Genomic DNA, 13981 nt, shown 5'->3' on the forward strand with positions numbered 1-13981 from the left:
TTAACTGACTCTCTGAATATAGTTGACGCATGGCCGGTGATAAGTTCAAGCTTAATGCGCGGTCTGGTCAGGTGGTCTGCTGGTCAGGCCATCAGACCGACATATAATTCAGCATCAAACCGATCATTAATGTGACCGGGATAACAGATCTGGGATTCAGCATGAGCATGGAGAAAATAATGGCATTACCTACCCTGAAAGTTGAACGGCTGTATCGCCAGATTTCTAATGTCTTGATTAACTGCATTAATACCGGCCAGTTCGCGCCGGGCGCGATGATCCCTTCCGAACGTGATTTATCGAAACAGCTGGGTGTCAGTCGTTCGTCGATCCGCGAGGCGTTGATTGCCCTGGAGATCACCGGTTGGGTGGAAATCCGTACCGGCAACGGGGTATACGTCAGCGATCCGCTGCCACAGCCGATGCCAGCCGTGCCAGCGACCGCCGTCGAAGAAGAGTTCAGTCTGCAATCTCTGGTAAAAGCCCGGCAGGTTTACGAAGCCATGACCGCCGAACTGGCGGCGTTAAACGGCACGGATGATCAGCGCGCCAGACTGAAAGAGATCGCCCTTGAATTAAACGAGCTGAATGCCAATAACGATGCGTTCCTCGAAGCAGACCGTCGTTTCCATCTGATGATCAGCGAAATGACCGGCAACGAAGTGCTGCACGATATGATGGGATACTTGTGGGATAAACGGCATTCACGCCGCTTTATGCGCCTGGAAAGCCATTACACCGAAGTGGATTTCGCCCGCGAAATGAACGCCGATCATCAGGGGATCCTGGACGCGATTCTGGCGAAAGATGGTGCGGGGGCGCGGGCAAGAATGAGCCGCCATTTACAGCATGTGTATGACCAGTTATTTGCAGAATAACTGCAGAAAGACGGACAACTCCCTCCCCTGCGAAGGGGAGGGTTGGGGTGGGGTATTAAGGTCAAAATCTAAAACCTGAAGTTTACTCTTACCCGGTTTTAGCCCTTAAAACCCCCTCCCGTCCTCCCCCTTCGCAGGGGGAGGAGCAAAGTCAAACCCGGTTTACCGGTTTCACTCAGCTCGGATAGGGCACCCATCCCCCGCCATTCAGCCGGATGTAGACTTTCCCCTGATATTCCATCACCACCGAGTTCTCATTTTCTGACACCAGCGGCGTTTGCGGCAGGTTGGCGCTGAAGGTTTTCCAGTCCATGGTCGGGGTGGTAAACACTTTGCCATCCACTGCGCGGGCCACCATTTCCGAAATCGCCTGATAGCTGCTCTGCGACTCGATTTTCATCGGAGACGGCGCATGCGGCGCCTGCATACCAAAGAACTTCACGCCGACCGGAATGTGGGTGATGGAAGGGCTGGGAATATCACGCAGCCCGGAGATCTGCATCTTGTCGCCCACCAGCGCCGCGCCATGCTCCGGCACCACCACCAGCATCACTTTGCGGCCGGATTTATCGAGCTGATCCATAAAGGTATTCAGCTGATTGAGCAAGGTCTGCGCCCGGTTGTGATAATCCGCGCCTTTATTGCTGCCGACATACCGGTTGCCGTCATGCAGCGGGATCAGGTTGAAGAAGGTTGCCGTACGTGCGGTTCCGGCCTTTTGCTGATTCTCCAGCCAGCGGGAGAACAACTGTCCGTCGTTGAAAATCGGCGATCCGTCAAATGACGTGAGTTCATAACCCAGACCGGCCTGCGACATCAGCGGTGCTTTCATATCGGCATCATCCCGCAGATTGCCGATGTAATTGCCGAACTCGCCGGTGTGGTCCATTGCCAGCTGGGAAGTAAAGCCCAGACGGGCCAGATCGTCGAACAGATAACATTGCTGACCGGCAGGCTGATACAGATTGTGGTGCGACGGCTGGCCGCAACTGGCGCGCAGCAGACGAATCGATGCCGGACCGCTGTAGGCCGTGGCTGAGTTGAAATTGCTGAACACATAATCGAAACGCGACCAGAGCGGTGAACTGGAAAGATTGACCGCATCCAGATCTGACCACGCCAGCGAACAGATGTTGATCACCAGCAAATCGAAAGGCTGAGCGTCGGCGGGCAGCGCATCCGGGAACGTCGTCGCCTTGCGGCTTTCGTTCTGATAGAACTGCTCTAAATAGGCGTTCAGATTGGCATTGGTCGGCGGGCCATTCACGGTATTATCCGTGCCGGAAGGGGCGACGTCTGCCGGGGCTGCGGCGGTATTTTGCACCACCGCCGGTGGCGCAGGATGCGCAAAGAACGGGGTGATCAGGCCGCTCAGGTTGACCCACAATAAAGCCGCGACCGTAAACGTGGTCAGACGGATCCACTGCGAGATGAACAGATAGCCCACCAGCAGCGCAAACCCCACGGCAATCCACTGCCAGTTGATAAAGCGGTCAGCCAGTTCGAGCAGATAACTGACACTGAATCCGGCGACGTCCGCCCCCTGGCTGACAATTGAACGCCAGCCCGGCAGCCAGGTGTCGTGATACAGCAGCGCCAGCCCGAAAGGCAGGGCGATCCATTGTCGCCAGCGGTGCAGCCGCAGCGAACGAAGCGGGAACAGCAGGATGGCCGCAAAGACCAGATTGCTCAGTGCATCAAAATTCAGATAACCCTGTGAAAGCAGAACAAATTTCAGCAGAAAATAGTAGTTCCAGGCACCCAGGCCGCGCCAGGATTGCCAGATCCGCAAACGCGGCGAAGAAGATTGCGATTCGTTCATAGTGACGTTTTGGAGTTCCCTGTAGCCGGAGAAGCCTCAGTCCGTTTTGGGGAGCCTGAGCGTTTCTTATTGATCATGCTGGCCGTCATCGGTGTTAAATAACGCGGCGAGAGAAAACGGGTGGCGAAGCGGTTTTTCCAGCGCGGCAGACGGCTGCGCAACGCATATCCGGCGGGGATGAAAATCACTGCCGCCAGAATAAAAATTTCAATAATATCCTGAATATCCATGTTGTTACTCCGGTGCCCTGGTCGCAGGCGAGTCACTCACGGCGAGCGTGATGGGAACAGGTTGATGCACCTGTGCGCGTCTGAGCGGCCCGGTTTTCTGGGGTGTGAACGTTTCTGCGGCGACCACCGGTTTTTCCATTGGCGGTTTCGCGGCCAGCCGGCGGATCTCCGTCTGGATATCCAGCTCCTGACTCCAGAACGTCTGGCTGGTGAATACCTCTTTCACCGGCAGAGTGAACAGGAAGGCCAGCACATTTTCCACATCGCTGACCTGACAGTTCGACAGGAACAAGTACAGATGGCGTTCCGTGACCGTCAGAATATCGCCGTCACGGCGCAGGGAACACAGAGACATCGCCTGCTGCGGGCTGATCCCGGCAGCAGGGCGCAGGGAAATCAAAATCCCGCGTGATTCGGTGGCCAGCGTGGCGTGGTTCCAGATATCGCGCATGACTTCACAGAACACCGGCAGCGGCAGATAGCCTTTATGATGTGTCGGCAAACGGCTGTCGAGCAGCAGTTCGATATCTTCCGCAACATGACGGGTGAAACTGAGATTTTGCAAATCATCCAGCAAGGTCAGGAAGTTGGAAAGCCGTGCCGCATGAGGCACCACCAGATTGGCACCGCAGGCCTGTAACAGACGCTGGTCAACGTAACGCAATGACGAATTCATCTCGCGCACCACAATTTTCAGCCCGTTGCCGCGCTGAATGCGCAGACGGTGAACCTGACGGGCCAGCACTTCCACCTCATCATTGCCCTGCAGGGCGAAAATCACGGTCGCGGAGCGCGCATGAGAGGCTCTTTCGGTCAGCGCATCATTGTCATCAAACAGGAACCAGCGTTCCGAAAGCGCGGGCGCGCCTTCCAGTACCGACCGCTCAGCCAGCAACATCCACTGATCATCGCCGGTTTGATCAGAGACAGAGGTCGCGGCGGTTTTGTGAATTTCCCAGCCGGTCTGGCGGGGCGTCAGCGGATACAGCGTATTGGCTTCGACACCCAGCGGGTCATGCCACCATGAAATGCCCCACTGGTTAGGCTCGACGTCCGTTTTTAAATCCGCAAGCCCGTATATATTGCGATGATATAAATGCAGCTGAGTTTTGACTGCATTTATACCAGTTCCGTAACAGATAATAAGGAGCGTCGCGCCCTTATTATTGGCCGACGCTTGCATTTCGCTCATCCAGCGGGCGAATTGTTTATCATTAAGATCCTGCCAGGCGCTGGCGGGAAGTAATAAAATCATGAAGGGCGACGGTTGCGCAGGCAAACGATTAATATCAGCAGACAGGGCGAGAAACGCTTTCTTTCCTTTGGCGAGCTGGTAATAAGAGGTTTTTTTCGGGTAATGATGTAAATGTGAGAGCAGAATATCCTCGTCTGAGAGTCTGTTTTCTTCCGACGTACACAGTAAATTGTGCTGTGGAAAAAATACACTGACCGGGCTCTCGCCTTGCTGGGCATCCACCGCCTGACCGCACAAACGATAAGCCGCATCCTGGCTGTCAGTATTGACCCAGTACAGCCCCTGCGCCTGCATCAGGGCTAATCCATTCCAGAATTGCTTCCTGCCCAATGAAAAGGAATGTGCCATATAGTTAATCTGCTTGTGTCATTTTTGATTAAAAGTCTGCTTGGGGCACACTGATAAATGTGAGTATAATAAATTCTATCATTGCTACATTAAATAATCATAATTCTTCACAATAATGTTTGATACTAAAATGCCTAGGCCGTCACGGCAATTTGCATTGTTTCAGGTATCAGTAATTAGATTGAAGCCGGGAGGAAAACAGGTGGAAGCCAATATTGTCGACTCAGATGATTCTGGGCCCGCGAAAGACGACGATTTCTTTGCGCTGAGTCACCTTTTTTCTTTGTCAGAATTAAATTACGTCGATATCGCCCGTAAAGAAAAAATTCCGCAACTCATGTCCCGCTGGCCGCTACTGGCCGAGCTGGCGCAATACAGTGAATCCGGCGCGGAGACGAAATAATATGGCGGTCATTGCCTTACAGGGGTTTCGTGGCGGTACAGGCACCACATCGGTGACGGCTGCACTGGCCTGGGGTCTCGCGCAATTACATGAAAAGGTGCTGGTGATCGACTTTTCACCGGAAAACGTGCTGCGCTTGCATTTCGGCATGCCTTTCACTCAGGGACGTGGCTGGTGTGCGGCGCACAATGCGGGCGAAGCCTGGCAGAACGCGGCCATGCGCTATCATTCCCATCTTGATTTTTTACCCTACGGACACCTTTCTCCTGACGCGACGCTTGCGTCCGCTTTCGACTGGCAAACCGCCATCACTCAGCTTAAAAACACCGGTGTTTACGACTGGATCCTGATTGATTCTCCGGCGGCTGATCCTGTGCCTGCGCAAAATATTGCCGACAGCACGGTAATGCTGATCCACGCCGATACCCAGTCGCATCTCCGTTTGCATCAGCATGCCTTACCGGAAAACGGCCGCTATTTGCTGAATCAGTTCATTCCTTCCAGCCAGTTACAACAGGATATTCTGCTGCTGTGGCAGGAAACCTTGCCAGCGTTAATCCCGGTGATTTTACACCGTGATGAAGCCATGGCGGAGTCGCTGGCCGCAAAACAACCGGTCGGGGAATGGAAAGATAACAGCAAAATCAGCCGTGAGATAAACACGCTGGCTAACTGGTTTCTGCTGAATCTGCGTGGCGTCAAAAATGCGTCGCGGAGTCCGGAAAAATGAACCGCGTGCTGAACCTGTTTCTGGTCCCGCCGGTGGTGGCCGAATTACAAAACCGCTACCGGCGTTATCGTGCCAGCCAGTCCTCACGATTTGCCGCCGGTACCATGATTGTTTGTGTGGCGCTGTGCTGGCTGTTTCTGCGATTTGAATCGCCGGTCTGGCAGCGCGTCAGCGCACAACGCACCCGCTGGTATCCGCATATTTCGCCGTCGCGTCCGCGTCTGGCTGATCCGCTGCGTTATCTGGTGCAGAGCCTGTGGCTGCTGGTGATTTTGCCGTCTGAAGGCGTGCGCGAGCGTTTTGTCTATACCCGCTGGCCGCAACGGTTACGCGAAAGGGCGCACCGCTGGCTGGAATCCCTGCCGAAACAGGTGACGCAGAATCCGCTGGAAAAGCGCGTCACGCGGCGCATTGGCAAAATGAGCCGTCTCGGTAAACGCCTGCTGATGTTGCTGGCAGGGCTTGTCGCCTTTACGCTGGCGATGTTCTGTATTTCTCAGCCGTTTGGCTATATCGCGCAGTTTGTTTTCGTGGTGCTGCTGTGGAGTATCGCGATGATCATCCGCCGCATTCCCGGCCGCTTCCCTGCGCTGATGATGATTGTCCTGTCGCTGACCATTTCCTGCCGCTATCTGTGGTGGCGTTATACCTCGACGCTGAACTGGGACGATCCGCTGAGCCTGATTTGCGGCCTGCTGCTGCTGGGCGCGGAAACCTATTCCTGGACGGTGCTGGTGCTGGGTTATATCCAGACCATCTGGCCGCTGAACCGTAAACCGGTGCCGATGCCTGCGGATGTCTCAACATGGCCGACGGTAGATCTGCTGATCCCGACTTACAACGAAGATCTCAGCGTGGTGAAACCGACCCTGTATGCGGCACTGGGGCTGGACTGGCCGCGTGAAAAACTGACTATTTATCTGCTTGATGACGGCGACCGGCAGGAGTTTGCCGATTTTGCTCATGAAATCGGGGTGAAATACATTGCCCGCGAAACCCATGAACACGCCAAAGCAGGGAATATCAACAATGCGCTGAAACAGGCCACCGGCCAGTTGGTGGCAATTTTTGACTGCGACCACGTCCCGACGCGCTCTTTCCTGCAACTGACCGTCGGCTGGTTCTTTAAAGATAAAAAACTCAGCATGTTGCAGACGCCGCATCACTTTTTCTCGCCGGATCCGTTCGAGCGTAATCTTGGGCGTATGCGCCGCACGCCGAATGAAGGCGAACTGTTCTACGGGCTGGTGCAGGACGGCAATGACTTGTGGGATGCCAGCTTCTTCTGCGGATCCTGCGCGGTGTTGCGCCGTGACGTTCTCGATGAAATCGGCGGCATCGCCGTGGAAACCGTGACCGAAGATGCCCATACGTCCTTGCGTATGCACCGGCACGGTTACAGCTCGGCGTATATCCGCATTCCGCAGGCGGCGGGGCTGGCGACTGAAAGCCTCTCCGCGCATGTCAGCCAGCGCATCCGCTGGGCGCGCGGCATGGTGCAGATTTTCCGTCTCGATAACCCGCTGTTCGGCAAAGGGCTGAAACTGGCGCAACGGTTATGTTATGCCAATGCCATGCTGCACTTTCTGGCCGGTATCCCGCGGCTGATCTTCCTTACTGCGCCGCTGGCCTTTCTGTTGCTGCATGCGTACATCATCTACGCACCGGCAGTGGCGATCGCGCTGTATGTGCTGCCACATATGGTCCACGCCAGCCTGACCAACTCGCGGGTGCAGGGCAAATACCGTCACTCATTCTGGAATGAAATCTACGAAACCGTGCTGGCCTGGTATATCGCACGACCGACCACGGTGGCGTTGTTTAATCCGCACGCCGGGACCTTCAACGTCACGGCCAAAGGCGGCCTGAACAAACAGGCTTATGTGGACTGGAAAATCAGCCGCCCGTATCAGATCCTGATGCTGCTGAATCTGGCCGGATTATTCTTTGGAATTTACCGCATCATGTACGGCAGCGCCGGAGAAATCCTGACGACGCTGGTGAGTATGGCGTGGGTCATTTACAACATGATTATTCTCGGCGGTGCGATTGCGGTGGCCTTTGAATCCAAACAGGTGAGACAGGCGCACCGCGTCGAAGCCAGAATGCCTGCTTCATTATTAAAGCCTGACGGACACATTTATGTCTGCACCGTGCAGGATTACTCCGACAGCGGCGTCGGGCTGGAAACCGAAAGTGCCAGCCAGTTTCAGGCGGGTGACAACGTCACGTTACTGCTGCACCGTGGTCAACAGGAATACACTTTCCCGATGCAAATCAGCCGCGTTTTCGGCAAAAACATCGGCATGCAGCTGTTGCCGCTGTCCACGCGACAACATATTGATTTCATTCAATGTACGTTCGCCCGGGCGGACAGCTGGGTACTGCGCGAGGACAGCTTCCCGGAAGACAAACCGATGGAAAGCCTGCGTGAAGTGCTGGGGCTGGGCATTCGCGGTTATCTGCGCATGCTGGATATCGCGCCGAAGCGATATCGCCCGCTGGCATCAAAAACCCAATCGTTTGGCAGCTGGCTGCTGTCTTTTGCTCCGCGCAATCCCCCGCTGGCCGTTCAGCCTGATGAGTCCAACCTGATGATGACAAAACAATGAAAAGACTTCCTTTATCGACTTTGATGGCATCCGCATTGATGACATTGGCTTTGGGTTCAGCGGCACCAGCATACAGTGAACAGGCTCCTGCGCCGGAAAGCGTCACGCCGTCACCGCAGGCCGTGTTACCGATGGTGGCGCCCGCGGTGAATCCGATGATTATTCCGGGTGCGCCGGTTCGCAGCCTGACCTTACCTTTTGCGGATGTGGCCCCGACACCGGGGGCGATCACCTTGCGCGGTATTCAGCCGAACGGACAAATTGAATTTGGGGTGCGCAGTGACGAAGTGGTCACCCAGGCGACCCTGAATCTGGAATTCACGCCGTCGCCGTCGCTGATCCCCGTGCAGTCGCATCTCAAGGTGTATCTCAATGACCAGCTGATGGGCGTTGAGGTGATCGATAAAGACCAGCTCGGTAAGAAAAATCACCTGCAGATGGCTATCGACCCGCGTTACATCACCGACTTTAACCGCATCCGTCTGGAGTTTGTCGGCCATTACCAGAACGTCTGCGAAAACCCGGCTAACTCCACGCTGTGGCTGGAAATCGGCAAGGGCAGCTCGCTCAGTCTGCAATATCAGAAACTGCCATTAAGCAACGATCTGGCGCATTTCCCGGTACCGTTTTTTGATGCACGCGACAGCCGTCCGCTCAGCCTGCCGATGGTGTTTGCCGCGTCTCCGGATGCCGGCCAGCAACAGGCGGCGGCGATCCTCGCCTCCTGGTTCGGCACCAAAGCGCAGTGGCGAGGGCAATCCTTCCCGACGCTGTACAACCAGTTGCCAGACAGCCACGCGGTGGTGTTTGCCACCAACGACAGGCGCCCTGATTTCCTCAAAGAGATGCCGCCGGTGAAAGGGCCGGTGGTGCAGATGGTCAGCCGTCCGGACAATCCGTACGTCAAAATGCTGCTGATTTTAGGGCGTGATGATCAGGATCTGCTGACGGCGGTAAAAGGCATCGCCCAGGGCAATATCCTGTTCCGTGGCGAAACGATTGGCGTCGATAAAGTCGAACAGATCCAGTCCCGCCAGCCGTATGACGCGCCCAACTGGGTGCGCACCGACCGGCCAATGAATTTTGGTGAGCTGAAACAGTATGCCGAACAGTTACAGTCTGACGGTCTGCAACCGAATCCGATCACGCTCAACATCAACCTGCCGCCGGATCTGTTCCTGATCAACAGCACCGGCATTGATATGCGGCTGAAATACCGTTACACCTCGCCGCAGCTGAAAAACACCTCGCGGCTGAGCATCAGTCTGAATAACCAGTTTGTGCAGGATCTGACCCTGAAAACCGGACACGATCAGGATTCGCAACTGCTGCGTCTGTCGCTGTTACAGGGGCTGCTCGATGGCAATAAAGACCTGAACATTCCGGCGCTGAAACTGGGTGCCGTCAACCAGATGCGCTTTGATTTTGATTACACCTCGTTGCTGGCAAGCGGCACTGAAGGACGCTGCGAAACGTACACCACGGTGCCTAATCATGTGGTGATTGACGACAGTTCGACTATCGATTTTTCCGGTTACCGTCACTTTATGGCGATGCCGGATCTGCGCGCGTTTGCCAATGCCGGTTTCCCGTTCAGCCGCATGGCCGATTTGTCGCAGACGCTGGTGCTGGTGCAACCGCAGCCGCAGCCGGTTCAGCTGACCACTTTACTGGATGCGATGGGCAATATCGGCGCGCTGACCGGTTATCCGGCGCTGGGTGTCGGGCTGACGGAAGATGCAGCGAAAGCCAAAGCCACCGATGCCGACCTGCTGGTGATCGGTAAGCTGCCAGCGGATTTACGTGACGACAGTATGCGTGACGACAAAAAAGCCAACCTGCTGATCGACGCGGCGCGGGATGCGGTGAACACGCCAATCCGCCAGACGCCGTTACCGGATAACACCGCACCGGCCAGTGATGCGCGGGTGGATGCCAGTGCGCAAATCAGCGCGCAAGGCCCGGTCGCCGCCGTGGTTGGCTTGCAGTCCCCGTACTTTGATCAGCGCAGTGTGGTGGCGCTGATGGCAAACGGTCAGCAGGGCTTTGAGCTGTTAAATACCGCGATGCAGGATGCCAAACAGCGGGCGCTGGTGTTTGGCTCCGTATCAGTGGTGCGTGATTCCGGCGTGAGCAGTCTGAAAGTGGGCGACACCTATTATGTCGGCCATCTGCCGTGGTGGGAACGTGTCTGGAATGCGCTGGCTACTCATCCGGTGTTACTGGCGCTGATGGCGGTGATTGTGGTGGTGCTGGCGGCTATCCTGTTGTGGACCGGTCTGCGTTCTCTGGCCCGCCGTCGTCTGTCTGATGATGATGACCAGGAATAAGTCCGTGAACACACGCCGAACACGCTGGTTTCCCCGCAGCAGACTGGCCCTGACATGGGGGCTGGTGCTGCTGGCCGCGCCTGCATTTGCCGCACCGGTTGTCTCTCCCGGGCAATGGTTGCTGGAGCAGGTGCGGGTAGGTGAAGCCAGCCATCAGGACGAACTGGTGCGTCAGTCGCTGTACCGGCTGGAACTGATGGATCCGCAGAATCCCAAAGTGCTGTCCGCCCGTTTGCGTCTCTTGTTACGCGAAGGCGATCAGGCAAAAGCACAGCAGCAACTGGAAAAAATCAAACAGGTCGCCCCCGGTTCTGAAGAATACCGGCAGGCACAGCTCAGCCTGAAAATCGCCTCGCCGGAAATGCAGCAGAAACTCCAGCAAACGCGACTGCTGGCGACGGCAGGGCGTCTGGACGACGCCAAAGCGCAGTACGACGATCTGTTTGGCGGTCAGCCGCCGACGCTGGATCTGGCGGTGGAATACTGGCAACTGATCGCCCGCCTGCCGGGGCAGAAAGCCCGTGCACAAGCGCAGCTTCAGGCGCTGAACACCCAGTATCCGGGGGATGTGCAGTTGCGTCTGCAACTGGCCCAAATGGCATTTGAAGAGGGGAATAATGCCAACGCGGTGGCGCTGATTAAACAAGTCGCCGCCACCAATGAAGGGCGTTCGCCTGCGGCTGATTTATGGCTGGCAAAAATTAAAGATCAGCCGGTGGGCAACGCGAGCGTTGATGCGCTGCAACAGTTTATCGCCACGTTCGACACCGGCCCGCAGGTGATTGCCGCGCAACAGGAACTCCAGCGCCAGCAGGCATTGCTGGCCGATCCACGTTATCAGGCACGGGTTCGCGGTCTGGCACAAATCGATAATGGTGGTTCGACAGGGGCCATTGCGCCACTGAAACAGGCCCTGCAGGCCAAACCCGACGATGCCGAAGTGCTCGGCGCAATGGGACTGGCCTATTCCCGCGCCGGTAACCGCCAGCAGGCGCTGACCCTGTTTCAGCAGGCAAAAGCCGCCGAAACCGACGGTTATAACGCCGGTAAATGGAACAGCCTGATCCAGACCAACAGCTACTGGCTGAAAATCGAACAGGGCGATAAGGCGCTGAAAGCGGGGCAGCTTGATCGGGCAGAAGCGGCCTATCAGCAGGCGCAGCGTCTGGACTCCCGCGATCCGTGGGCGTTAATTGGCCTCGGCGACGTGGCGGTTGAGCGCAAAAACGATCCCCGGGCGGAGCAGGCTTACCGCCGTGCGTTGGGGCTGGAACGCGATAACAGCAGCGCCCAGCGCGGACTGGTGAATATCTATCAGCGGCAGTCACCGCAGAAAGCGCTGGATTACATTAATTCCTTACCCGCAGCCTCTCGGGCGAAACTCAGTGACAAACAGCGTGGCCTGCAAAGTGACATTGTCACTGAACAGGCTGAAAAATACGCCGCTGAAGCGAACTGGAATCAGGCGGCGAACCGCTATGGCGAAGTGCTGAAACTGAATCCGGACGATGTCTGGATCACCTACCATTACGCCAATGCCTTACGCGAAGCCGGGGAGCCTGCGCAGGCCGACGCCGCTTTTGCGCGTCTGGCGGCTAAACGCCCGGCGGATCCGCAGCAGGTTTACGCCTATGCGTTGTATCTGTCCGGTTCTGACCGTGATGACGCCGCACTGCGCCATCTGAACACCTTGCCGCAGGCGAAGTGGGACGACAACATGCGCGACATGGCGCAGCGTATTCAGCTTGATAACACCCTGACCGCCATTGATGCGTCCCTTGCCGCTGGCAATACCACGCAGGCGAAACAGCAGTTACAGCAGGCCGATTTGCAGGATCTGAGTCTGAATCAGCAGCGTCGGGTCGCCATGGCGTGGCGCGACGTGGGGGAAACCACCAAAGCTGCGGCATTGTTACAGCCGCTGAAAACCGCTGCAAGTTCACAACCGGCCGGACAGGATAAGGCACTGATTTACCGTAACGCCGCCAACCTTGAACAACAGCTCGGGCAGCCACACCTGGCACGTCAGGATTACGAACAGGCAATGGTCGCAAGCGGCATCACCGACACGGCCCCGCAGGATAACGACAGCTATACGCGGCTGACCCGCAATAATGCGACCGATGACTGGCTGAAACGGGGCATACGCTCTGATGCGCATGACCTGTACCGTCAGCAGGATGTGAATTTCACCGTGGACACGGATTCGTGGACATCCAGCGGTACGCCGGGGAAATCCGATCTGACCGCAAATACCACCATGTTGCAGGCGGATATGCCGGTCTATCAGGGGCGCGGATTCCTGCGTGCTGACTGGGTGCGTATGGACGCGGGGACCTTCGATAATCAGAACGGAAACTATGAAGAGAGTTTCGGCACCTGTAGCGACCAGAACTGCCGGCGTTACCGCAGCCAGACAGCCAACGGCGTCAGCCTTGGCGCGGGCTGGGAAAATGACAAATGGAAAGGGGATCTGGGCACCACGCCGCTGGGCTTCCCGGTGGTCGACTGGGTTGGCGGGCTGGCCTACAGCGGTGACTGGGGGGATATCGGCTGGACAACCACCGTCTCACGCCGTCCGGTTTCCAGCTCCTTACTCTCCTTCGCGGGCGCAAAAGATCCGGGTACCGGCACCACCTGGGGCGGTGTTCGTGCCACCGGTGCCAGTCTGGGTTTAAGTTATGATCAGGGGCTGGCTAACGGCGTCTGGGCTGATCTGAGTGCGCATCAGCTCACCGGTAAAAATGTCGAAGACAACACCCGTGAACGGCTGATGGGCGGCTATTACTACAAAGTCATCAACGAAGACAACCGCCGCGCCACCGTGGGTCTCAGCTCAATGGTCTGGCATTACCAGAAAGATCTCAGCGGCTACACGTTGGGACAGGGCGGTTACTACAGTCCGCAGCAATACTTCTCGCTGTCGGTGCCGGTGAATTACCGTCAGCGCACGGAGAACTGGTCATGGCAGCTCGGCGGTTCCGTCTCCTGGTCGCGTTCCTCCACCAGCGATGAGAAACGTTATCCGATCCAGAACCTGATACCTGATTCGTTACCGGATAAAAGCGCCATCGAAACCGGCAGCAGCAGCTCCGGATTTGGCTACACCTTACAGGCGCTGGTGGAACGCCGCATCAGTTCCCACTGGACCGTAGGTGGCGGGATCGACATCCAGCAGGCGAAAGATTACACGCCAAGCCATTTCCTGCTTTACGCCCGATACTCCATGAGCGGCTGGCAGGGGGATCTGGATATGCCGCCGCAGCCGTTAGTGCCGTATGCGGATTTTAAGTAGGATTTGAGCCGAAAAGTATTGCGATTTGAAGTGTGAGTTCGGACAACTCCCTCCCCTGCGAAGGGGAGGGTTGGGGTG

The 13981-nt window shown here is 56.5% G+C and carries 9 protein-coding genes; 6 read left to right on the forward strand and 3 right to left on the reverse strand.

From position 1 onward, the window contains the following. Positions 1-179 precede the first annotated feature (179 nt). Positions 180-878 (forward strand): FadR/GntR family transcriptional regulator, encoded by a 699-nt coding sequence (locus EYY67_RS19855; protein WP_095922097.1) that lies wholly within the window; start codon positions 180-182, stop codon positions 876-878. 175 nt (positions 879-1053) lie between these two features. Here the strand turns inward: EYY67_RS19855 and bcsG are convergent, their stop codons facing one another. The 3 genes from bcsG to bcsE are packed head-to-tail and all read right to left on the reverse strand — an operon-like array spanning position 1054 to position 4533. Further along, on the reverse strand, positions 1054-2700 hold the full coding sequence (gene bcsG / locus EYY67_RS19860) for a cellulose biosynthesis protein BcsG (protein ID WP_095922096.1): 1647 nt from the start codon (positions 2698-2700) through the stop codon (positions 1054-1056). After that, positions 2697-2930: a cellulose biosynthesis protein BcsF gene (gene bcsF, locus EYY67_RS19865; RefSeq protein ID WP_095922095.1), complete on the reverse strand. Its 234-nt coding sequence runs from the start codon at positions 2928-2930 to the stop codon at positions 2697-2699. Before bcsF ends, bcsG begins: the two co-directional genes overlap by 4 nt. A 4-nt stretch (positions 2931-2934) precedes the next feature. Continuing rightward, positions 2935-4533 (reverse strand): cellulose biosynthesis protein BcsE, encoded by a 1599-nt coding sequence (gene bcsE / locus EYY67_RS19870; protein ID WP_131694226.1) that lies wholly within the window; start codon positions 4531-4533, stop codon positions 2935-2937. Positions 4534-4735: 202 nt separating this feature from the next. On the opposite strand from bcsE, the gene bcsR reads away from it, so the two are divergent. From bcsR to bcsC, 5 genes are read left to right on the forward strand one after another with little or no spacing between them, the layout of a single operon-like run. Further along, positions 4736-4936 carry a cellulose biosynthesis protein BcsR gene (gene bcsR, locus EYY67_RS19875; RefSeq protein ID WP_131694227.1) on the forward strand — a complete coding sequence of 67 codons (201 nt, stop codon included), beginning with the start codon at positions 4736-4738 and terminating at the stop codon, positions 4934-4936. A gap of 1 nt (position 4937) precedes the next feature. Next, the gene (gene bcsQ, locus EYY67_RS19880) at positions 4938-5666 is read left to right on the forward strand and encodes a cellulose biosynthesis protein BcsQ (RefSeq protein WP_131694228.1); all 729 of its coding nucleotides are present in this window, start codon (positions 4938-4940) and stop codon (positions 5664-5666) included. Beyond that, positions 5663-8278 (forward strand): UDP-forming cellulose synthase catalytic subunit, encoded by a 2616-nt coding sequence (bcsA, locus tag EYY67_RS19885; protein WP_131694229.1) that lies wholly within the window; start codon positions 5663-5665, stop codon positions 8276-8278. Before bcsQ ends, bcsA begins: the two co-directional genes overlap by 4 nt. After that, a complete protein-coding gene (bcsB, locus tag EYY67_RS19890; RefSeq protein ID WP_131694230.1) occupies positions 8275-10608 on the forward strand; it encodes a cellulose biosynthesis cyclic di-GMP-binding regulatory protein BcsB in 2334 nt (777 codons plus the stop codon). The genes bcsA and bcsB overlap by 4 nt, the downstream gene beginning before the upstream one ends. 4 nt (positions 10609-10612) lie before the next feature. Continuing rightward, complete coding sequence (gene bcsC, locus EYY67_RS19895) at positions 10613-13903, forward strand: cellulose synthase complex outer membrane protein BcsC (RefSeq protein ID WP_131694231.1); 3291 nt, start codon at positions 10613-10615, stop codon at positions 13901-13903. Positions 13904-13981 lie beyond the last annotated feature (78 nt).

This window comes from Rahnella victoriana (assembly GCF_004330295.1).
Taxonomy (GTDB): Bacteria; Pseudomonadota; Gammaproteobacteria; order Enterobacterales; family Enterobacteriaceae; genus Rahnella; species Rahnella victoriana.

What these genes read in the sequence shown, in the direction of transcription:
- bcsG (WP_095922096.1), bottom strand. Translation starts at nt 2,700, where the DNA reads ATGAACGAATCGCAATCTTCTTCGCCGCGTTTGCGGATCTGGCAATCC.
- bcsA (WP_131694229.1), top strand. Translation starts at nt 5,663, where the DNA reads ATGAACCGCGTGCTGAACCTGTTTCTGGTCCCGCCGGTGGTGGCCGAA.
- bcsB (WP_131694230.1), top strand. Translation starts at nt 8,275, where the DNA reads ATGAAAAGACTTCCTTTATCGACTTTGATGGCATCCGCATTGATGACA.
- EYY67_RS19855 (WP_095922097.1), top strand. Translation starts at nt 180, where the DNA reads ATGGCATTACCTACCCTGAAAGTTGAACGGCTGTATCGCCAGATTTCT.
- bcsE (WP_131694226.1), bottom strand. Translation starts at nt 4,533, where the DNA reads ATGGCACATTCCTTTTCATTGGGCAGGAAGCAATTCTGGAATGGATTA.
- bcsQ (WP_131694228.1), top strand. Translation starts at nt 4,938, where the DNA reads ATGGCGGTCATTGCCTTACAGGGGTTTCGTGGCGGTACAGGCACCACA.
- bcsF (WP_095922095.1), bottom strand. Translation starts at nt 2,930, where the DNA reads ATGGATATTCAGGATATTATTGAAATTTTTATTCTGGCGGCAGTGATT.